General features: G+C 70.5%; 21 protein-coding genes. 8 read left to right on the top strand and 13 right to left on the bottom strand.

Annotated features, from left to right (window positions below; all coding sequences use genetic code 11):
* Positions 1-35 precede the first annotated feature (35 nt).
* Positions 36-806 carry a hypothetical protein gene (locus BKK81_RS23675; protein WP_071018205.1) on the top strand — a complete coding sequence of 257 codons (771 nt, stop codon included), beginning with the start codon at positions 36-38 and terminating at the stop codon, positions 804-806.
* Between the two features lie 52 nt (positions 807-858).
* Here BKK81_RS23675 and BKK81_RS23670 read toward each other — a convergent pair whose 3' ends face one another.
* The 7 genes from BKK81_RS23670 to BKK81_RS23645 all read right to left on the bottom strand — a co-directional run bounded on the left by BKK81_RS23670 (position 859) and on the right by BKK81_RS23645 (position 10,424).
* Positions 859-3,135 carry an FdhF/YdeP family oxidoreductase gene (locus BKK81_RS23670; protein ID WP_071018203.1) on the bottom strand — a complete coding sequence of 759 codons (2,277 nt, stop codon included), beginning with the start codon at positions 3,133-3,135 and terminating at the stop codon, positions 859-861.
* Between the two features lie 196 nt (positions 3,136-3,331).
* Positions 3,332-6,175, bottom strand: coding sequence for an ATP-dependent Clp protease ATP-binding subunit (locus BKK81_RS23665; protein WP_071018202.1), 2,844 nt, complete (start codon positions 6,173-6,175; stop codon positions 3,332-3,334).
* Positions 6,176-6,400: 225 nt separating this feature from the next.
* Complete coding sequence (locus BKK81_RS23660; protein WP_071018200.1) at positions 6,401-6,598, bottom strand: hypothetical protein; 198 nt, start codon at positions 6,596-6,598, stop codon at positions 6,401-6,403.
* A gap of 157 nt (positions 6,599-6,755) precedes the next feature.
* Positions 6,756-6,911, bottom strand: coding sequence for a DUF2474 domain-containing protein (locus BKK81_RS34595; RefSeq protein ID WP_083384385.1), 156 nt, complete (start codon positions 6,909-6,911; stop codon positions 6,756-6,758).
* Positions 6,912-6,962: 51 nt separating this feature from the next.
* Positions 6,963-7,880 carry a bestrophin family protein gene (locus BKK81_RS23655; protein ID WP_071018198.1) on the bottom strand — a complete coding sequence of 306 codons (918 nt, stop codon included), beginning with the start codon at positions 7,878-7,880 and terminating at the stop codon, positions 6,963-6,965.
* Positions 7,881-8,011: 131 nt separating this feature from the next.
* Positions 8,012-9,019, bottom strand: coding sequence for a cytochrome d ubiquinol oxidase subunit II (cydB, locus tag BKK81_RS23650; RefSeq protein WP_071018196.1), 1,008 nt, complete (start codon positions 9,017-9,019; stop codon positions 8,012-8,014).
* Between the two features lie 4 nt (positions 9,020-9,023).
* Positions 9,024-10,424 (bottom strand): cytochrome ubiquinol oxidase subunit I, encoded by a 1,401-nt coding sequence (locus BKK81_RS23645; RefSeq protein ID WP_071018194.1) that lies wholly within the window; start codon positions 10,422-10,424, stop codon positions 9,024-9,026.
* Positions 10,425-10,769: 345 nt separating this feature from the next.
* Between BKK81_RS23645 and fdhD the strand changes: the two genes are divergently transcribed.
* The 5 genes from fdhD to BKK81_RS23620 all read left to right on the top strand — a co-directional run bounded on the left by fdhD (position 10,770) and on the right by BKK81_RS23620 (position 15,242).
* On the top strand, positions 10,770-11,636 hold the full coding sequence (gene fdhD, locus BKK81_RS23640; RefSeq protein ID WP_071018192.1) for a formate dehydrogenase accessory sulfurtransferase FdhD: 867 nt from the start codon (positions 10,770-10,772) through the stop codon (positions 11,634-11,636).
* A 6-nt stretch (positions 11,637-11,642) separates the two neighbouring features.
* Positions 11,643-12,857 carry a molybdopterin molybdotransferase MoeA gene (locus BKK81_RS23635; protein ID WP_071018190.1) on the top strand — a complete coding sequence of 405 codons (1,215 nt, stop codon included), beginning with the start codon at positions 11,643-11,645 and terminating at the stop codon, positions 12,855-12,857.
* A gap of 249 nt (positions 12,858-13,106) precedes the next feature.
* Positions 13,107-14,231, top strand: a complete 1,125-nt coding sequence (moaA, locus tag BKK81_RS23630) for a GTP 3',8-cyclase MoaA (RefSeq protein ID WP_071022135.1) — start codon at positions 13,107-13,109, stop codon at positions 14,229-14,231.
* A 43-nt stretch (positions 14,232-14,274) separates the two neighbouring features.
* A complete protein-coding gene (locus BKK81_RS23625; RefSeq protein WP_071018188.1) occupies positions 14,275-14,856 on the top strand; it encodes a molybdenum cofactor biosynthesis protein MoaE in 582 nt (193 codons plus the stop codon).
* Positions 14,857-14,984: 128 nt separating this feature from the next.
* Positions 14,985-15,242 carry a MoaD/ThiS family protein gene (locus BKK81_RS23620; RefSeq protein ID WP_071018186.1) on the top strand — a complete coding sequence of 86 codons (258 nt, stop codon included), beginning with the start codon at positions 14,985-14,987 and terminating at the stop codon, positions 15,240-15,242.
* A 75-nt stretch (positions 15,243-15,317) separates the two neighbouring features.
* On the opposite strand, the gene BKK81_RS23615 is transcribed toward BKK81_RS23620, so the two are convergent.
* Positions 15,318-16,742: an aminotransferase-like domain-containing protein gene (locus BKK81_RS23615; protein ID WP_071018185.1), complete on the bottom strand. Its 1,425-nt coding sequence runs from the start codon at positions 16,740-16,742 to the stop codon at positions 15,318-15,320.
* 416 nt (positions 16,743-17,158) lie between these two features.
* On the opposite strand from BKK81_RS23615, the gene BKK81_RS23610 reads away from it, so the two are divergent.
* A complete protein-coding gene (locus BKK81_RS23610; protein WP_071018183.1) occupies positions 17,159-17,773 on the top strand; it encodes an IMPACT family protein in 615 nt (204 codons plus the stop codon).
* 10 nt (positions 17,774-17,783) lie between these two features.
* Positions 17,784-18,080: a 2Fe-2S iron-sulfur cluster-binding protein gene (locus BKK81_RS23605; RefSeq protein ID WP_071018181.1), complete on the top strand. Its 297-nt coding sequence runs from the start codon at positions 17,784-17,786 to the stop codon at positions 18,078-18,080.
* Between the two features lie 219 nt (positions 18,081-18,299).
* On the opposite strand, the gene BKK81_RS23600 is transcribed toward BKK81_RS23605, so the two are convergent.
* From BKK81_RS23600 to BKK81_RS23580, 5 genes are all read right to left on the bottom strand, one after another.
* A complete protein-coding gene (locus BKK81_RS23600; RefSeq protein ID WP_071018180.1) occupies positions 18,300-18,671 on the bottom strand; it encodes a hypothetical protein in 372 nt (123 codons plus the stop codon).
* The gene (locus BKK81_RS23595) at positions 18,659-19,120 is read right to left on the bottom strand and encodes a lysozyme (protein WP_071018177.1); all 462 of its coding nucleotides are present in this window, start codon (positions 19,118-19,120) and stop codon (positions 18,659-18,661) included. The genes BKK81_RS23600 and BKK81_RS23595 overlap by 13 nt, the downstream gene beginning before the upstream one ends.
* Position 19,121: 1 nt before the next feature.
* Positions 19,122-19,325: a hypothetical protein gene (locus tag BKK81_RS23590; protein WP_071018175.1), complete on the bottom strand. Its 204-nt coding sequence runs from the start codon at positions 19,323-19,325 to the stop codon at positions 19,122-19,124.
* 77 nt (positions 19,326-19,402) lie between these two features.
* Positions 19,403-20,002, bottom strand: coding sequence for a tail fiber assembly protein (locus tag BKK81_RS23585; RefSeq protein ID WP_071018173.1), 600 nt, complete (start codon positions 20,000-20,002; stop codon positions 19,403-19,405).
* A gap of 22 nt (positions 20,003-20,024) precedes the next feature.
* Positions 20,025-20,681 carry a phage tail protein gene (locus BKK81_RS23580; protein ID WP_083384383.1) on the bottom strand — a complete coding sequence of 219 codons (657 nt, stop codon included), beginning with the start codon at positions 20,679-20,681 and terminating at the stop codon, positions 20,025-20,027.
* Between the last annotated feature and the right edge of the window lie 11 nt (positions 20,682-20,692).

Here is a 20,692-nt window from a genome sequence, read left to right as displayed (position 1 = left end):
TCGGCCATCGAATCGATGCCTGCCGGCGCGAGACCATGTACAACGCCCTGATCCAAGCCTTCCACGACGCGCAGGAACAATCGGCGCGCGCCTTCCGCGCCGTGATGGTGCTGGAAAGCCAGCTCGGCCTGCGCATGGAGGCCTCGGCCGTGCCACCGCTGCCCGATGCCGCCGCCGAGCGCAAGCGCTTCTGCCGGCGCATCGCCGCGCGCATGATCCGGCGCGCGGCCGAGCGCTTCGGCGCCAACGGCCTGCCGGTGCGCGTCGACGAGACGCGCATCGCGGTGGACGGCCACGCCAATATCTGGGAAGCGATCGAGACCGGCCGCCTGCCCGACCTCGACCGCTTCTGGGCCGCGCTGCGCGCGGCCTGCGAGACACGCACCGCCGAACCTCCGCGCGCTGCCATGGTGCAGGCGCTGGCCCGCTCGCTGGGCCTCGGGCAGCCGGCCGCGGTACGCTGGCACGCCAGCACCGCGCGCCTGCGGCTGGATGCGCCATCGGAGCCGGTGCCGGGCGGGCCCTGCCGCCGGCTGGCGGCGCCGGCGCAGGAAACGGTGCGCCAGTCCCTGCTGGCCCTGGCCGCCTTCGCCCAGGAGGCCGGGGCGGGCGCGCTGGCCGGCTGCCTGCGCCAGTTCGACCACCGCGCGCCCTTCCGTTCGCCGCAGCGGCGCACCTTTCCCGCCCTCGATATCACCCAGTACAACGCCTATTGGGAAGTGCGGCTGGAGCGCGCGCTGGCCGAGGCGCTGCTGCGCTTCGTCGCGCGGCAGGGGGGAATCCCGCTGCCGCCGTGCGCTGCGTGAGCGCCTCAGCGGGCCATGCCGCGCGCTGGCGCGGCATGGCCGGCCGGAACGCTCAGGCCGCCGCCGCGCGCCGCACGCGCACGGGAATCGACTTGTAGGAGGGCGTGCCGCTCTCCTTGTCGATATAGTCGAGCGGCACCAGCACGTTGGCTTCCGGGTAGTAGGCCGCCACCGAGCCCTGCGCGATACCGTAGGCGATCGCGGTCAGGCCCGCCAGCCGCAGCGGCCGGCCCGGCACCAGCGTTTCCAGCTCGACCAGGTCGCCGTGCTCCAGGCCCTGCGCGGCCATGTCGGCTTCGTTCATGAACAGCACGTCGCGCCGCCCGAACACGCCGCGGTAGCGGTCGTCCATCGCGTAGATGGTGGTGTTGTACTGGTCGTGGCTGCGGATCGTGATCAGGCGCAGCACGTTCTCGCCACCCAGCACTTCGGCATCCTCGTGCACGCCGCCGTAGACCGAGAACTCGGCCTTGCCCGACGGTGTATGCCACTGGCGCTCGGTCGGCGGCAGCGGCAGGCGGAAGCCGCCGGGCTGCCGGATGCGTTCATTGAACGCCTCGAAGCCGGGAACGGTCTTGTCGATCAGGTCGCGGATGCGGTCGTAGTCGGCCACCAGTTCCTGCCAGGGCACCTTGCTGGCCGGCAGCGTGGCGCGCGCGATGCCGGCGACGATGGCCGGCTCGGAGCGCAGGTGCTCGGAGGCGGGCGCCAGCTTGCCGGCCGAGGCATGCACCATCGACATCGAGTCCTCCACCGTCACCGACTGGGGGCCGGTCTCCTGCACGTCGAGTTCGGTCCGGCCCAGGCAGGGGAACAGGAAGGTCTCCTTGGCCACCAGCAGGTGCGTGCGGTTGAGCTTGGTGCCGATGTGCACGCTCAGGTCCAGCCTGCCCATGGCCGGGAAGGCCTGGCCGGGATCGGGCAGCGCCACGGCGAAGTTGCCGCCCAGGCAGATCAGCGCCTTGGCGCGGCCGTCGACCATCGCCTGCATGGCCTGCACGGCATCGTGCCCGTGCTGGCGCGGCAGTTGCAGGCCGAAGGTCTCGTCCATCTGCTTGAGGAAGGCCTCGGACGGCTTCTCCGTGATGCCCACCGTGCGGTTGCCCTGCACGTTGGAATGGCCGCGCAGGGGGCAGATGCCTGCGCCCGGCTTGCCGAAGTTGCCGCGCAAGAGCAGCAGGTCGGCGATCAGGCGCACATTGGCCGTGCCCTTGTTATGCTGGGTGATGCCCATGCCATAGGTCACGATGGTCGCCTTCGCCTTGGCGTAGGCGATGGCGACCTGCTCCAGGTCGGCCCGCTTCAGCCCGCTGGCTTTCTCGATGTCCTCCCAGGTGGTCGCGTCCAGGTCGGCGGCGAAGGCTTCGAAGCCGGTCGTATGGGCGGCGATGAAATCGCGGTCGAGCACGCCGCCCTGGTCGGCCTCCATCGCCAGCAGGGCCTTCATGATGCCCTTGAGCGCCGCCGCGTCGCCGCCGGCATTGACCTGGAAATAGGTGGAAGCGATGCGCGTCGAACCGTAGGTGGCCATCTCCACCCAGTTCTGCGGGTCGGCGAAGCGCTCCAGCGCGCGCTCGCGCAGCGGATTGAAGACGATGATCGGCACATTGCGGCGCGAGGCCTCGTGCAGCGTGCCCATCATGCGCGGATGGTTGGTGCCCGGATTGTGGCCGATCGACAGGATCAGGTCGCAGGCGTCGAAGTCCTCCAGCGATACCGTGCCCTTGCCGATGCCGATCGATTGCGGCAGCCCGACGCTGGTCGGCTCATGGCACATGTTCGAGCAGTCCGGGAAGTTGTTGGTGCCGTACTCCCGGGCGAACAGCTGGTACAGGTAGGCGGCCTCGTTCGAGGCGCGACCCGAAGTGTAGAACTCCACCTGCTCCGGCGCCAGGCCTTGCAGGATCTCGCCGATGCGGCGGAACGCGGCATCCCACTCGACCGCGCGGAAGGTGTCGGTGGCGCGGTCGTAGACCAGCGGATGCGTCAGGCGGCCCTGGTCTTCGAGCTCGAAGTCGGAACGCTGCAGCAGCGAGGTCACCGTGTTGGCAGCGAAGAACTCCGGCGTCACGCGCTTGGTGGTGGCCTCCCAGGTGACCGCCTTGGCGCCGTTCTCGCAGAACTGGAAGGTGGAGCGGTGCTCCTTGTCGGGCCAGGCACAGCCGGGGCAGTCGAAGCCGTCGGGCTGGTTGGTCCGCATCAGCGTGATCGGGGCCTTGATGGTCTCCATCTGCAGGCGGATAGCCTGGGCCGTGGCGCGCAGCGCGCCCCAGCCGCCGGCCGGACCTTCGTACTCCCGGATGCCGGGCACTTCGCGTCGATTGCTCATTGGATGCACTCCATGGACTGGCCCGTAAGAACGGGCGGTTTCGCTGAGGTCTGGCCATGCGGCGCGGCGGGCCGGCGGATACGATGGCCGGCCGCGCCACATGTGGGTCGATATGTGTGGCGGTATATGGGTCGCTTTGCAGGTCCGTATGCAGGTCCGTATGCAGGTCGATCAGTAGGTCGGTGCTGCAGCCCTCCTATCCAGGCTGCCCGGGGCGGTCGCCGTTCGCGCGCGCCGCCCGCTTGGCAGGCTTGGCCGCCGGGGGCCGCGCCGCCTTGTGCGCGGCCGGCGCGCCCGCGCCGTCGGCTCCGGACGCCGGCGCCGGCCCGGCGGCGGAGGCGGGTCCGGAGGCCGCGCCGGCAGCCGCAGCCAGCTTGTCGAAACGCACTTCGCCGCTGTCCTGGTCGAAATCGATGCGCACGCTGTCGCCCGACTGCAGCGCATCGCCCAGGATCTGCTTGGCGAGCCGCGTCTCGATGACCTGGCGGATCTGCCGCTTCAGTTCGCGCGCGCCGAACTCGGGCTGGTAGCCGAGCTCGACCAGGTGCGCGACCAGCCCCTCGCCGAACTCCAGCCGGATGTCCTGGGCGGCCGCGGTGCGCGCGATGCGGTCGAGCTGGATCTGCACGATGGCGCGGATGTTCGCCTCGGACAAGGCGTGGAACACGATGATCTCGTCGATCCGGTTGAGGAACTCGGGACGGAAATGCCCCTTGAGCACGCCCATCAGGGCCTCGCGGATGGCCTTGTCGGACTGGCGCGAGGCCTCGGGCCGCGCCAGGTTCTCCATGATGATCGAGGCACCGAGGTTGCTGGTGGCGATCAGGATGGTGTGGGTGAAGTCCACCACCCGTCCCTTGCCGTCGGTGAGGCGGCCATCGTCGAACACCTGCAGCAGCACGTTGTAGACATCGGGGTGCGCCTTCTCGATCTCGTCGAGCAGGATCACGCTGTAGGGACGCCGCCGCACGCGCTCGGTGAGCTGGCCGCCCTCTTCGTAGCCGACGTAGCCCGGCGGCGCGCCGATCAGCCGCGCCACCGCGTGGCGCTCCATGTACTCGGACATGTCGATGCGGATGATGGCCTGCTCGTCGCCGAACACGGTCTCGGCCAGGGCCTTGGCCAGTTCGGTCTTGCCGACGCCGGTCGGGCCGAGGAACAGCAGGGTCGCGATCGGCCGGTTGGCATGCCCGAGCCCGGCGCGCGACAGCCGCACCGCATCGCTGACCGCGACCACGGCATCGTCCTGGCCGATCACCCGTTCGCGCAGCGTGGCTTCCATGGCCAGCAGCTTCTGCCGCTCTTCCTGGGTCAGCTCGGCGACCGGGATGCCGGTCAGGCGCGACACCACCTCCGCCACCACGGCCACCGTCACTTCCAGCGTCTCCGAGCCGGTCTTGCGCTGCCACGCCTCGACCTGCTCGTCCAGCTCCTTGCGCCTGGCGCCGATGCGCTCCTCGAATCCCTTCGCCTCGTCGAAGCGCTTGCGCGAGGCCGCATAGTCCTGCTCGCGCTTGAGCTGGGCCACCTCCGCCTCCAGCTCCTGGATCGCCGCAGGGCGCGAGGTCGCGCCGATGCGCACGCGCGCGGCGGCCTGGTCGATCAGGTCGATGGCCTTGTCCGGCAGGAAACGCGAGGTGACGTAGCGATCGGCCAGCTCCGCGGCCGCGACGAAGGCCTCGTCCGAGAAGGTCACCTGGTGATGGGCTTCGAGCTTGTCGCGCAGGCCGCGCAGGATCACGATGGTCTGCTCCACCGTGGGCTCCGGCACCAGCACAGGCTGGAAGCGGCGCTCCAGGGCCGCGTCCTTCTCGATGTACTTCTGGTACTCGTTCAGCGTGGTGGCGCCGATCAGGCTCAGCTCGCCGCGCGCCAGCGCCGGCTTCAACACGTTGGCGATGTCCAGGCCGCCTTCGCCGCCGCCCTGCCCCGCGCCGACAATGGTGTGCAGCTCATCGACGAACAGGATCAGCTCGTCCTGCCTGGCGGTGACTTCGTCGATCAGCTGCTTGGCGCGCTCCTCGAACTCGCCGCGGTATTTCGCCCCGGCGACCATCGCGTTGATGTTCACCTCCACCAGCCGCTTGTCGCGCAGGACCTCCGGCACATCGCCGTTGACGATCCGCTGCGCGAGACCTTCGACGATCGCCGTCTTGCCGACGCCGGGCTCGCCGATCAGCACCGGATTGTTCTTCTTGCGCCGCGCCAGCACCTCGATCGTGCTTTCGATCTCCTGCGAGCGGCCCAGCACCGGGTCGAGCTTGCCCTGCCGCGCCATCGCGGTGAGATCGCGCCCGACCTTGTCGAGATGCGGGGTGCCCGTGCCTTGCTCGATCCGTCCATCCTCCGCGCCCTTGCCGACCACCTTGACCACCTTCTGGCGCAATGCCTCCGGTGTCACGCCGTACTTCCTGAGCAGGGCGCCGGCGATGCTGTCCGGCACCGCCGCCAGCCCGATCAGAAGGTGCTCCGGGCCGACGTAGGAGTGGCCGAGCTCGTGCGAGGCCTGGAAGGCGAACTGGAGCGCCTTCTTCAGGCGCGGCGACACCGTCATGCGTTCGAGCGGCATGCCGGGATCCGCCCGACCGGTGTGCGCATGCTCATCGATATAGGCACGGATATCGGCGGCGGACAGCTTCAATTCCTTGAGCAGGGCGGCGGCGATATCGTTGTCGGCCAGCACGTAGAGGAGATGCTCGCTGTCGAGCTCGCCGCGGCGCAGCTCGTGCGCCTTCTCCGCGGCACGCTGCAGCAGCTCCAGCGTCTGCTCGCTGAAGGCGTCGGTGGGATCGACCGACTCGCGCGGCACCTCGGCGGCGAGCGATGCGCCGTACCCCGCCTCGCCCGCCTCGCCGAGCCAGCGGGACAGCCCGCTGCCCGCGCCGAGCAGGGAATCGAATGGATTGAGCATCTCCTGGTGCCGCAGCAACTGCCGGTAGTGGTAGTCGCAGATCGAGAGCGTGCGGCGCGCACCGTCCTCCGTCACCGAGACGCGGGCAACGGCGGGGCGGGCATGGCAGAGATCGCAGAGCGCTGGCATGGTGTGATGTCCCTGGAGAATGAAGCGTTCACATGATTCGCCGTCGATGTGGGCAGCCTGTCGCAACGGCTCCGGCGCCGCACCCGGCGGGCCGGATGTGCGGGCAATTTCCTGTAGGCAACATAGGCCATCGCCGTCCGGCCGGAAAGATACAGTTGGCGATGGCTGGCGATCGCTGGCGATGGCCGGCGGCCCGCGTGGCGCCGGTGCATGGCATCGCAAACCTCACCCTCCCAGCTCCTGGAAGGCATGGCCATTGGCCTCCAGTTCCCGCAGCAGGCCGGGCGGCAGCTCGTTCTCCCAGACCTGCCCGGCGAGTTGCCACTGATCCGCGCCCTCCAGGTCGGAGAGGCCGGCGCCCTTGCGCACATAGAGCCCCAGCGTCGGCTTTGCCGGCCGGATATAGAGATCGAATTGCTGCATGCTTGTCTCCCAGGCGAGTCGTGCCAGGGGCACGATGCCGAACGCTCCGCCAACGCCCCCACCGGGCAGCGTGAGCGTGTCCATGTACCGACCGGCGGGTGACGCAGCGGGTCGCGCACCGGCCCGCTTCCCGCCCGCCGCGTCGCAGCGCGATATCTCAGTGCGATTTCATTCCCGCGGCCTGCATCGCCAGCCGGATCAGTTCGGCCACCAGCGCCACCGAAACGACACCGCCCGCCCACAGCCCGACCATCCAGGCCGCCTGGCGCCAGCGGCGGCGCCACGTTTCCCTGCGTGCCGCCCTCTCGTCCATGTCCGTGCTCCTCGCCATGCCTCATCCCCCCGCGGCCGCCGCCTGCAACGGCTAGGTGTACTGGTACGGCCGCACCGGCGCAACCTCCTCCGGCAACTCGCGGCCGCACAAATCGAGGATAGACCGCTCGATATTGCGCGACATGGTGTCGAGCGCCAGCGCGTTCGGCGCCAGCCCGAAGGGCTCGGCAACCTCGCTGGCGATCGCTTCCAGCGCGATCAGCGTGTAGGAGATGAAGACGCACAGCAGCGGCGTGAAGAACTCGGTGGCGTCGACCAGGCCGAACGGCAGCAGCATGCAGTAGCCGTACACGGTCCGGTGCAGCAGCACGTTGTAGGCGAACGGGATCGGCGTGGAGGCGATGCGCTCGCATCCGCCCAGGGACTTCTCCAGTTCGTTGAGCTGGGCATCGAAGATCCAGCGCGTGGTGCCGGCGGCTCCCGGCCCTGCATGGCGCTCCAGGCCGTGGCGGATCTCGTTCAATACGGCCGCGGGCCGGTAAGCCTTGGCGCGCAGTGCCTCTGCCGACGCAGGCCCCAGCAGGCGGCGCAGGTCGTCGCCGGGATCGGTCCTGCGCAGCTGGTGCTTGAGCGCATAGGTGAAGGCGATCAGGGTATCGGCCAGCCGTCGGCGTTCGGCCGCCGCCAGGGCATCCGGCAGGTAGCACAGCATCTGCGACGTCAGCGTGCGCGAGGCGATCAGCATATTGCCCCACAGGTGCCGCGCCTCGTTGTAGCGGTCGTAGCTGGCGTTGTTGCGGAAGGCGAGGAAGATCGCCAGCGCCAGGCCGAACAGCGTGAACAGCGCGGTGTTGAGCGGGATCTTCTCGCCGAACACGCGCCCGTGCGTGAACACCGCCAGGCTGCTGACGGCGCCCATGAAGACGAGCTGGGGAATGATGGACTGCAGCACCGAGCCGTTCCACACGAACAGCATCAGGAACCAGTTCTGTCTTGGCCTTACGATCATCTGGCTTGGTCTTGTCGGGCGATCCTTGCGGGCGGCGAGGGCGGCGCGGGCGCATGCCGCGCCGCCCGCAAGGATCGGGAGTCAATTCAGGAAAGCATGCCGTCCGGGCGCACGGGGCCCCGGCGGCGGCGTCAGTGATAGCCGGCGTCGCCTTCACGCACCTTGCCGTGGAACACGCGGTACTGCAGCGCGTTGTAGACCAGGATGATCGGCAGCACGATCACGGTGCCGACCAGCGCGAACAACTGGCTGGAAGGACTGGACGAGGCCTGCCAGATCGTCAGCGACGGCGGCACGATGTTCGGCCAGATGCTGATGACCAGCCCCGTATACCCGAGGAAGCACAGCGCCAGGGTCAGCAGGAAGGGCATGGCCTCGTGCCGCAGCCGTACCGAGCGGAAGATGCCCCACACGCAGGCCAGCACCAGGATGGGCACCGGCAGGAACCAGCCCAGGTTGCCGCTGCCGAACCAGCGCTGCGCCACCGCCGGCAGGCCCATCACGGTCCACAGGCTGACCAGCGCCATGGCGCCCAGCAGCGCGCAGGCCAGGGGCCGCATCAGCAGCCGCATGCGGCGCTGCAGGTCGGCGTCCGTCTTCAGGATGAGCCAGCCGCAGCCGAGCGTCGCATAGGTGATCAGCACGCCGAAGCCGCAGAACACGCTGAAGGGCGACAGCCAGTCGAAGGGGCCGCCGGCAAAGCGGCCGTCCACGATCCGGATGCCCTGCAGCAGCGACCCCAGCACGATGCCCTGGCAGAACGTCGCCAGCGCGGAACCGCCGATGAAGGCCAGGTCCCACAGGTGCTGGGTGCGCCGGGCCTTGGCGCGCAGCTCGAAAGCGGCGCCGCGGAAGATCAGGCCGATCACCATCAGTATCAGCGGCAGGTAGTTCGCCGGCAGCAGCGTCGAGTAGACCACCGGGAAGGCGCCGTACAGTCCGGCCCCGCCGAGCACGAGGAAGGTCTCGTTGCCGTCCCAGACCGGCGCGACGGTATTGAGCATCACATCGCGATCCGCCTTGGCGTCGAAGAAGGGAAACAGCAGGCCGATGCCGAGGTCGAAGCCGTCGAGCATCACATAGAGAAACACGCCGAGGCCGATGATGGCGGCCCAGATCACGGGCAGGTCGATGGTCATGGCATCACTCTCCTTCCAAGGCGTCCGACGGCGCGGCCAGCGCGCGGTTGCGCAGCCCGGGGTGCTTGAGCGCGGCGGCCGCATGCGAGTTCAGCTCCGGCCCGCGTTTCATCAGTTTCCACATGTAGTAGATCCCCATGCCGAACACCATGAAGTAGACGATCACGAACAGCAGCAGCGATACGCCCGCCTGCTGCGCGGAAATGGGCGATACGGAATCTTCCGTGCGCAGCACGCCGTAGACGGTCCACGGCTGCCGGCCTACCTCGGTGGTGATCCAGCCGGCCAGCAGGGCCACCACACCCGACGGCCCCATGCACAGCACCAGCCACTGGAACCAGCGCGCCTCGTAGAGCCGGCCGCCCCGGCGCAGCGCCAGCCCCAGCAGCGCGGTCAGCAGCATCAGCATGCCGAGCCCGGCCATCACGCGGAAGGTCCAGAACACGATCGGCGAATAGGGACGGTCGCGCGGCGCGAACTCCTTCAGGCCGCGGATCTCGCCATTCCAGCTATGGGTCAGGATCAGGCTGCCGAGGTGCGGCACCTGCAGCGCGTAGCGGGTCTGCTCCGCTTCCATGTCGGGCAGGCCGAACAGGTTCAGCGCCGTGCCGCCCTTCTCGGTTTCCCACAGCCCTTCGATCGCCGCGATCTTGGCCGGCTGGTACTCGCGCGTGTTGAGGCCGTGCGCGTCGCCGACGGCGATCTGCACCGGCGCCAGCACCAGCAGCATCCACAGCGCCATCGAGAAGCTGCGCCTGACCGGCGCGTCGCGCCGCCCCCGCAGCAGGTGCCAGGCGCCGCAGGCGGCCACGATGAAGGCAGCCACGATGAAGGCGGCGATCGTCATGTGCACCAGGCGGTAGGGGAAGGAGGGATTGAAGATCACCTGGAACCAGTCGACCGGGACGATGCGCCCGGCCTCGACGGCAAAGCCCTGCGGCGTCTGCATGAAGCTGTTCGACGACAGGATCCAGAAGGTGGAGATCAGCGTGCCCACCGCCACCATCAGCGTGGCGAAGAAATGGGCGCCGGCGCCGACCCGCTGCCAGCCGAACAGCATCACGCCGAGGAAGCCGGCCTCCAGGAAGAAGGCGGTCAGCACCTCGTAGGTCAGCAGGGGCCCGGTGATATTGCCGGCCACCTGGGAAAATCCGCTCCAGTTGGTGCCGAACTCGTAGGCCATCACCACGCCGGACACCACGCCCATGCCGAAGCTGACCGCGAACACCTTGGACCAGAACAGGAACATGTCCTTGTAGCTGCTGTCGCCGGTGGCGAGCCAGCGCCACTCCAGCACGGCCAGGAAGCTCGCCATGCCGATGCTGATCGCGGGGAAGACGATGTGGACGGAAACCGTGAAGGCGAACTGCAGCCTGGCAAGGTGTAGGGCGTCGAAGATTTCCATGATTCGCACCGGCACAGTGAGTGGGGGACGGACGCCGTGCCGCGGCGCACAATGCGCCGCCGCCAGGCCTGACCGGCTGCGCGCGCCGTGGCGGCGGTGCCAGGTCTGCGCTCGACGATAGTGCAGGCTTGCGCGTGCTGGCAATCGAATCCCGGCGCGCGCGAACTGTACTTCTCCCTGCCGCGCGCAGGTGTACCGGGAATCGGCGCCGGCGCCCCGCTACCATGCGCACTGTGCTCTCGCGGCCATGCGCGGGCGGCCGCGCGCGACGCGCTCCGTCGTCGCCGCGCCAGCCGCCGCCGGCCGCCGCGGGCGCGAGCGCCTCACTACAAAAGGAGTCCCCCAATGCCGGAAGCCCTGTCCACCGCCGACCAGCGCGGCCATATCGAGCTCGACGTGCTGCGCCACCAGCACGGCGCCGCGCGCGCGGCGCGCGACCGCGTCGCCGAGGAAATTCCCGTCGCGCTGGTGTTCAACGGCATCTCGCATGCGGTGATGATGGCCACGCCGCTCGACCTCGAAGCGTTCGGGCTGGGCTTCGCACTCAGCGAAGGCATCGTCGAGCGGGCTTCCGACGTGTTCGACATCGAGGTCTCCTGCTGTGCCGCCAGCGCCGCCAGCGCCGAAGTCCAGCTGACGGTGGCCCAGGAGGCGTTCGCCGCCCTCAAGGGCCGGCGCCGGGCCCTGGCGGGGCGTTCTGGCTGCGGGGTCTGCGGCGTCGAAAGCCTGTCGCTGCTGGACCTGCAGCCGGCGCGCATCGCGCACGCCGGCGCGGCGGCGGACATCGCCGCCGAGGCGGTCCACCGCGCCGTGCGCGAGCTGCCCGGGCAACAGGCGCTGATGCGCGAAACCGGCGGCGTGCATGCGGCGGCGTGGTGCGGCCGCGACGGCGCCGTGCTGGAGGTGTGCGAGGATGTCGGCCGCCACAATGCGCTCGACAAGCTGATCGGCCGGCTGGCCCGGCGCCGGGTGGACACGCGCGACGGCTTCGTGCTGATGTCCAGCCGCGCCAGCTACGAGCTGGTGCGCAAGGCCGCGCGCCTGCACATCCCGATGCTCGCCACCGTCTCGGCGCCCAGCTCGCTGGCGATCGACATCGCCGCCCAGGCCGGCATCCGCCTGCTGTGCTTCTGCCGCGGCGATGGCTTCGTCGAGTACCCCGCGCCGATCTCCGCGGAGGCCGGGCCCACGGCTCTCCGCGAGCCGAGGTGACCAGCGATGCCGCACGCCCTTGCCTTCGCCGACGCACAGCAGCGCTTCGTTTCCGCCTTTCCCGCCCCCGCGCTGTCGATGCGCATAGCGCTGGCCCACGCGCGCGGCCGCGTGCTGGCGGTCCCGCTGCGTGCCGCCTTCGACCAGCCGCCGGCCGACCAGAGCGCGATGGACGGCTATGCGGTGCGCCACGCCGATCTCGGCGCCGGCCGCCCGCTGCGCATCCAGCAGCGCTGCTATGCCGGCGAGGTGCCGCTGCCGCTGGGCGAGGGCTGCGCCACCCGCCTCTTCACCGGCAGCCTGCTGCCGGCCGCCGCCGACACGGTGATCATGCAGGAGCAGGCGCGCGAGGCTGACGGCCATGTCGTGTTCGACGCGGGCGTGCGGCCCGGCCTGCATATCCGCCGCCAGGGCGAGGAGTTCCGCGCGGGGCAGTTGCTGATCGCGGCCGGTACCTGCCTGGGCCCGCTGCACGTCGGCCTGGCCGCCGCCCAGGGCATCGACGCGCTCAACGTCTTCCCGGCGCTGCGCGTCGGCATCCTCACCAGCGGCGATGAACTCGTGCCACCGGGACGGATCCGCATGCGCCACCAGATCTACGACAGCAACGCGCCGATGCTGGCCGGCCTGGTGGAGAACATGGGCGGCGTGGTCACGCAGGCGCTGCACGCGCCGGACACGGAGCAGGCGATCCGGCAGGCCCTGAGCGAACTGCGCGCCCGCTCCGACCTCGTGCTGAGCGTGGGCGGCGCCTCGGTCGGCGAGAAAGACCGGGTGCGGCCGGCGCTGGCGTCGCTCGGCGCCCAGGTCCTGCTGTCCGGCGTCGCCATGAAGCCGGGCAAGCCGGTCTCGCTGGCGCGCCTCGACGGCGCTCCCGTGGTGGTGCTGCCCGGCAATCCGGGCGCGGCGCTGGCGGTTTTCGCACTGCTGGTCGGCCCGCTGATGCGGCGGCTGCAGGGTCGCGCCGAGCCCTTGCCTGCCGCCCTGCCGCTGCCGCTCGGCTTCGCGCCCGGCGTCGACGCGGCGCGCGAGCGCTTTTTCCGCGTCCGCTGCGCCACCGGCCCGGACGGACGGCCGTGCCTGGAACGCTTGCCCGAGCAGGGCGCCGGCGCGGTGCTCGGGCTGGCCCGGGCCGACGGCCTCGCGCGCATCGCCGCGGGCGCCAGCCTCGCCCCGGGCGACAGCGCGCCCTATCACGACTTCGCGCACTGGCTGGCCTGAGCGTTCGTGCCGGGCGCGGCGTGTGCCGCGTCCGGCGCCAACTGTACCCCGGACAATGCCGCCGAACTGTGCACGCTGCACCGGCGCGCGGCCGCCTATTCTGGCTGGGGATCACCACCCTTTGGCAGGCCGGCCGCGCAAGTCTCCCACCCGGGAGACGCGGTGCGGCGGCCTGCGCCTTTTCGGCCCTGCCGACCGCATGTCACCGGATCGATCGTGAGAGCCTTCGCCCCAGACCTCGCCGCCCGCCTGCCGGGCTTTGCTCCCCGCCTCCTTCCCCCTGCCGGCTCGCCTGCGGGCCCGGCCAGGCCGACCGCCGCGGCCGACGAAGACGCCGCCCGCGGCACCGTCGTCGACCGCCGCGGCCGCCCGCTGCGCGACCTGCGCCTGTCGGTGATCGACCGCTGCAATTTCCGCTGTACCTACTGCATGCCGCGCGAGGCCTTCCCCGCGGACTATGCCTTCATGCCGCCGGCCGAGCGGCTGTCGTTCGCGCAGTTGCTGAAGATCGCGCGCGCCTTCACCCAGCTCGGCGTCGAGAAGATCCGCATCACCGGCGGCGAACCCCTGCTGCGGCGCGGCCTGGAGAACCTGGTGGAGCAACTGGCGCAGCTGACCACGCTGGCGGGCAAGCCGGTGGAGATCGCGCTGACGACCAATGGCGCCCTGCTGGCAGCCAAGGCGCGCTCGCTCAAGGACGCCGGCCTGCAGCGCGTGACGGTCAGCCTCGACGCGCTCGACGACGCCGTGTTCCGCCGCATGAGCGATACCGACCTGCCGGTCGCGCGCATCCTCGACGGCATCGAGGCGGCGCGCGCGGCCGGGCTGGCGCCGCTCAAGGTCAACACCGTGGTCCAGCGCGGCGTCAACGACGACCAGATCCTGCCGCTGGTGCGCCATTTCAAGGGCACCGGCGTCAGCGTGCGCTTCATCGAGTACATGGACGTCGGCGGCGCGGACCGCTGGTCCGACGGCGACGTGCTGACGGCCGCGCAGGCGCGCGACCTGGTGGCGGCAGCCTTCCCGCTGGTCCCGCTCGACCAGGCCCGCGGCGCCGACACCGCGATCCGCTACCGCCACGCCGACGGCGGCGGCGAAGTGGGTTTCATCGCCAGCGTCTCGCAGCCGTTCTGCGGCGCCTGCACGCGCGCACGCGTCGCCGCCGACGGCACGCTCTACACCTGCCTGTTCGCCACCCGGGGCCTGAGCCTGCGGCCGTGGCTGGACGACCATGCCTGCGCCACGCAACTGGCGCAGGCCGTGCGCCAGCGCTGGGCGCAGCGCGACGACCGCTATTCCGAATTGCGCGCCTCGCCCCGCCCCCGGCCGGGCAAGGTCTATCCCACCGTCCGCATGTCGCTGGTCGGCGGCTGACGCCGCGCCGGCGCGCGCGGCGGGCCACCAACGGAGCAACGCTATGACATCGCCACTCCCTTCGCGCTTCCCCTTCTCCGAACCCGGCGGCACGCCCGCCGCGGCCGCCACGGCCGCCGATGACGATGGAGCCGCCGAACTCGCCGGCTTCACGCGGCGCGCCATCGAGGCCGGCTTCGAGGTGCGCGTGCAGCACGAGCCGATCGCGCTCGGCGCGGAGTTCGAGCCGATCCTGCGCAAGCCCGAGGTGGGCGCGATCGCCAACTTCATCGGCGTGGTGCGCCGGCATGGCGACAGCGACGACGTGATAGCGCTGGAGATCGAACACTACCCGGGCATGACCGAGCAATCCCTGTGGACCATCGTCGAGGAAGCGAGCGCGCGCTGGCCGCTGGAAACGGTCAGGATCGTGCACCGGACCGGCCGCGTCGCGCTGGGGCAGGCGGTGGTGCTGGTCATCGTCGCCGCGCCGCACCGGCAGGCGGCGCTCGACGCCTGCGCCTTCCTGATGGATTTCCTCAAGACCTACGCGCCGTTCTGGAAGAAGGAGATCCACGGCGACGGCCATGCCGCATGGGTCGCCGCGCGCACGCGCGACGAGCAGGCGGCGGAGCGGTGGGGCTGAAACGGGGCGGCGCTGTCCCGGGCCGCAGGCTGCAGGCCTCAGGCTGCCGGTGTGAAGCGCTGCCACCAGGCGCAAGTCACAAGCCGATGACGCATGACGCATGACGCAACGACAACGGATGGATACCGATGAGACTGACCATCAAGACCTTCGCCAGCCTGCGCGAGCAACTCGGCACCCCGCAGGAGACCCTCGAGCTCGATACCGCCGAGGTGTCCATCGCCGGACTGCTGGAGATCCTGGCCGCGCGCGACGCGCGCTGGGCCGAAGCGCTGCGGCAGCGCCAGCCGATCCGGGCCGCGGTCGACCTGCAACTGGTGGACCGCGCCTACGTGGTGCGCGGCGACAGCGAGATCGCGTTTTTCCCGCCGGTGACGGGCGGCTGAGGGCGGCTGGGGGTCGACCGCCTTCGATGCCACCGCCGGCGTCCGGCGGCCGGAGCCGCCGGTGCGCCGGCCTCTTCAGCGGGCGCAGCTCGCGACCAGCTTGCCGACCTCGATCACTGCCTCCTCGATGCGCCGCGACCACGGGCTGCTGTAGTTCAGCCGGATGAAGTTGCGGTAGCTGCCGGAGATCGAGAACATATACCCCGGCCCGATCGTGATGCCGCGCTCCAGCGCGAGCTGGTAGAGATGCATGGCATCGACCTTGGCCGGCAGCTCGACCCACAGCACGTAGCCGCCGGCCGGGCTGGAGATGCGCGTGCCTTCGGGGAAGAAGCGCGACACCATCGCCCGCATCAGGTTGGCCTGCTGCGCGTAGGCCTTGCGGATCCGGCGCAGGTGGTGCTCATAGCCGTCGCGCTCGAGGTACTCGGCAATGGCCAGCTGCGGCACCAGCGGCGTGGCCAGGGTATTCAGGAACTTGAGCTTCTCGACCTGGTCGCGATAGCGGCCTGGCAGCGCCCAGCCGATGCGATAGGTCGCGGTCAGGCTCTTGGAGAACGACGAGCAATGCAGCACCAGGCCCTTGCGGTCATAGCTCTTCAAGGAGCTGGGGTGCGCGTCGCCGAAGTAGAGCTCGTTGTAGACGGCGTTCTCGATCACCGGGATGTCCGCCGCCGCCAGGAACTCGACCAGTTCCCGCTTGCGTTCGTCGGGCATCTGGAAGCCGAGCGGATTCTGGAAGTTCGGCATCACCATGCAGGCCGCGATCGGCTGCGACTTCACGATCGCCGCCAGCTCGCCGATATCGATGCCGTGCTCGGGGTGGGTCGACACCTCGATCGCCTTCATGCCCATGCGCTCGATCGCGTGCAGCATCGCGTAGAAGGTCGGCGACTCGACCGCGATCACGTCGCCCGGCTTGGCCACCGCCTGCAGGCACAGGTTGATCGCCTCGGTGGCGCCGACCGTGACGATGATCTCGTTGGGATCGACCGGCATGCCGTTCTCGAGGTGGCGCCGCGCGATCTGGCGCAGCAGGCGCGGATCGCCCGGCGGCAGCGCGTTGGTCAGGCTCCACAGCGTCTTGTCCCGGCCGGCGGTATAGGCGTAGCGGTTCAGCTTCTCGAAGGGGAACAGCACCGGATCCGGATAGGGCGAGCCGAGCGGCACCGCGTCACCGCTGCCGATCGAACGCAGCGTCGACAGCACCAGCCGGCTGACGTCCACCGTCGATGACACCGCGATCGGCTTGGACGCGCGCAGGTCCTGCATCTGCCGCTCGCCGTCGGCGCGCTCCAGGTTGACGAAATAGCCGGACTGCGGCCGGCTCGCCAGCAGGCCGCGGCTCTCCAGCAGCAGGTAGGCATGGAGCACGGTGGTGATGCTGATGCGGTGCTGCTGGCTGGCCTGGCGCACCGACGGCAGGCGCTCGCCGTGCCGATAGACGCCCTGGCGGATCAAGCGCTCGATATCGTCAGCGAATTTCTCGTAGAGCTTCATCGCAGGCCTCCCGCGCCGGTGGCGCCCGCCGTCGGCCAGGCGATGGCGCCGAACGGATCGGGACCGCTGCCGGTGGCAGGGGGGTGGATGGCCTTGCTTCTCTTCCTGGCTTCGTCCTTCACGGCGGGGGCTCCGATGGTGGCGAGGCGCCGGGCCCGTGGGGAGGGCTGCCGGCCGCGCGCAATGTTGATGGAAGGAAGAGTAAGAGGGAGCGGCTGCCCGCAGTACGCACACATCCGCCCACGGCACAAGAGTACAGTTTCTATCCCGCCTGGGCGGCGGCCGGATTGTACTCGGAACCACGTGACGTGCGCCCGCAGCCACTCCAAAAGCGCGCGCCGGACGCCGCAGCGCGACCGAGCCATGTCCGGCGTCTTGGCGGTCACCCGGGCAAATGCCATTACACTGTCCGGCCTATGACGTACACCCTAGCCGCCCCGGTCGAGGCCGAGCTCGACATCCGCAAGAGCCGCTTCCTCGCCCTGGCCATCCCCGTCGCCGACCGCGACGCCGCCATGGCCGAACTGCAGCGCCTGCGCGCACTGCATCCCACCGCCACACACGTCTGCTGGGCCCTGCTGGCCGGCGGACAGTCCGGCATGTCCGACGACGGCGAACCCTCGGGCACCGCCGGCCGCCCGATCCTCGAAGTGCTGCGCCACCACGACCTCGACGGCGTGCTGGCCGCCGTGGTGCGCTACTACGGCGGCATCAAGCTGGGCGCCGGCGGCCTGGTGCGGGCCTATACCGACGCCATTGCCGCCGCCCTCAAGCAGGCCGAACGTGTCGAACGGATCACCTACGCCACCTTGGCCGTGGAAGTCGACTACGCCGACGAACCGCGCGTGCGCCGCTGGCTGGACCAGCCCGAACAGGCCGGCTGCAGCCTGGCGGACAGCGCCTACGGCGCGCGCGCCCTGCTGACCCTGCACCTGCCCGCGGCACAGCGCGAGCGCGCACGCGCCGCCCTGCGCGACGCCACCCACGGGCGCGCAAGCTTTCCCGAGCAGCCCGGCGATGACGACGCCTGAGGCACCCGCCATGTCCGCCCCCTCCCCGCATCCCGCCACCGCCACGCTGGAGCCCGCCGGCACCCGCTTCCCGGTGGCCCCGGGGCAGACCCTGCTCGAAGCCGCGCTGCGGGCCGGCGTGACCCTGCCCCACTCGTGCCGCAACGGCACCTGCCGCACCTGCATGTGCAAGCTGCACGCCGGCGCGGTCGACTACCGCATCGCATGGCCCGGGCTCAGCCTGGACGAGAAGGAAGACGGCATGATCCTGGCCTGCGTGGCGCTGCCGCGCGGCGACGTGGTGATCGAGGTGGCGACCCCGTTCTGAAGCGGCGGCGGAGGCATTTGCGGGAGAAGGCGTCCTGGCGCGTATGCCCGCGCCAACGCCCTGCCCCGGCCCTACCCCGGCCACACCGCCACCGTGCGCGCATGCCGCGCCGCGCAGTCCGCCAGCGCGCCCAGCACCTCGCGCATCATCCACCCCTGCCACGCGTCGTAGTCGGCCATGGTCGGGGCATCCGGAATGCGGCACGGCGCCGCGAGCGCGCTATCGAGCGGCGGCGGCAGCGCGGGTGGCGTCGACGGCGCCGGACAGGAGGCGCATCCGCTCAGCATCAGGGCGGCAATCCACGGGAAGGGGCCTGGCACGTTGGAGTTCCTCCTCAAGACGATCGAGCCGCGCCGCCAGCGCGGACTGGGACTGCCGGTAGGCATCCGCCGCGGCACGCATGGCAGCGCTGCTGGCGCGCAAGGTCTCGAGCGCCTGCGCCGACTGCCGCGCCTGCGCCCCGCTGGCAGCCAGCGCGCTCGCAGCCTGCACGGCCTCCAGGCGCCAGCCATTGGCGGTCCAGCCTGCCGCGCCCAGCAGCAGGCCGGCGCCGGCCAGCCCGGCCAGCTGCCATGCGCCTACATCCGGCATAGCTCACGCTCCTGCCGCCGCCGCTCGACCAGGCCCGGCAGCACGCGGCCGCGCGCCAGCACCCAGCGCGGCAGCTCGTCGCAGGCGCCGGCCACGTCGCCGGCGTTGAGCTTGCGCAACAAGGTGCTGGCAGCGAAGGCCTCCGGCCCGACGTTGTAGACGAAGGACGCCAGCGCCGCCCGGCGCGTCTCCGGCAAGGGCACCGCCACCAGCCGGTCGACCGCGCCGAGCGCCTTGCCCAGGTCCGCGCGCAGCAGCGCCTCGCACTCCGCCTCGCTGCGCCGCTGCCCGAGGCGCACGCCATCGGTATGGCCGTAGCAGATGGTGGCGATGCCGACCGGGTCCAGGTAGGCTGCCGGACGGTAGCCCTCGAACAGCGCCACGGCGGCCGCCGCCAGCGCCAGCGCGCCGGAGCCGAGCGCCAGCGTCACGCGTTGCGGCAGCGCCATCTCAGCGCTCCCGCCGCGGCCGCCGCGCGCGCCACCACGGGCGGCCGATCTTGACCCACAGGAAATGCGCGGCGAGCAGCAGCACATAGCCCAGCGTGACCGCGCTGGCCCAGTCGGCGACGCCGTAGCCCATGAAGGTCATGATCGGCACGGGGGTGGCCGGCATGACCTTGGCGGCCTCCACTGTCATGTCGGCTTGGTTCATCGGGAATCCTCCGGCACAAAAGAAAAAACCCGCGCATGGATACCACGCGCGGGCACCAACGGCACCGGCCGCAGCGCTCAGTCCCAGGGCGCCTGCGGCCAGGCGCTCGCCTGCGCCGCATCCGGATCGATGGCGCGCAGCGCCTTGCGGTACTGGCTCATGGACCTGAGCCGCTCCACCTCCGGCTCCGTCAGTTCGCCCAGCAGGAAACCGTCGAGCAGCGGCGCGATGCGCCGCTCGGCCTCGGCCAGCAGCCCGTCGCGCCGTGCCGCGGCCTCGTCGGCTTGCAGCCGAGCGGCCAGCGCGCCGTCGAGCTGCCAGCCTTCGTCGCGCCACACATGGGCGGGACCGGGCCGCGGCTCGTCGGTGAGGAAAGGCGGCAGGTCGCCGATGCCGCTGTACTCGGCGCCCGCCTCGAAGCGGCTGCCGTCGGCCGTGCGGTAAAGCGGCACCCCGCGGTAGTCGGGCTGCGCGGTCCAGGCGCCGTCCGCCGCGTTCTGCGGCACGCCGCCCGCCGCATCGCGGTAGACGGCGATGGCGCGGCCGGCCGCGCGCGGCGGCGGCACCGGCGTGGCATAGCCGGGCACGATATGGACGCCGGGCTCGAGCGGGCTCGGATCGGCCACGCCCAGGCCGAGGTATTCGCCGGTGGTCGGGTGGTAGTTATGGATGTCCATGAGGTTCTTCCTTGTCTTGGGGTCAGTACTTGATGCAGGCGAGGAGGGCGATGTTGCGGGGGCGGGTTTCCCCTGCACCAGTAATTTCGGTAGACAGCTGCGGACCTTCGGCCTGCCCGTTGGCACCGTACTGGGCAATCGATCCAGATGTCCCCGTACCATTGAAAGCTGCTCTGAAGGTATGCCTATGGCTTTCCACGCTGCCCAACTGAATGCTGGCAAAGCTCCGTCCGCTATCGACTCCTCGGCCGTCATCCCATGCACGCACGAACTCCCCTCTCAACTCCGGCAGATTGAACGTCGTCGACCCGTCCCCGGCGCCGAAGCTCGTGCCGATCTCGGCGAACAGCTCCGCATACGTCGTGCGCGATACCGCGCCGCCGTTGCACTTCAGCCAGCCGGCCGGCGCCGCGCTCTTCGCGTGGAAGGCGACCGTACCCGGCATGATCAGGCCGAAGTTGGCGACGCCCAGCGGGCCGAGCTTGATCCACGCGGTATTGGCCGCGTTGCGCTGCTTGAGCAACCCGTTGCCCGTGTCCGCCCAGAACTGGAAGGGAAAGGACGGGTTCGGCTCGACCGAGCCGGACTGGTTGGTGGCGATGGCCGCCAGCGCGTTGTTCAGGTCGGCGCGGAAGGCGGCGCCGGCCTGGTTGTCGATCACCATGTCGTGTTGGGACATGCTTTATCTCC

Origin of the sequence: Cupriavidus sp. USMAHM13 (assembly GCF_001854285.1) — a bacterium.
In the GTDB taxonomy this organism is placed as follows: Bacteria; Pseudomonadota; Gammaproteobacteria; order Burkholderiales; family Burkholderiaceae; genus Cupriavidus; species Cupriavidus malaysiensis.
Note: the sequence above shows the minus strand (reverse complement) of the source record. Positions and strands in the feature narration are given on the sequence as shown.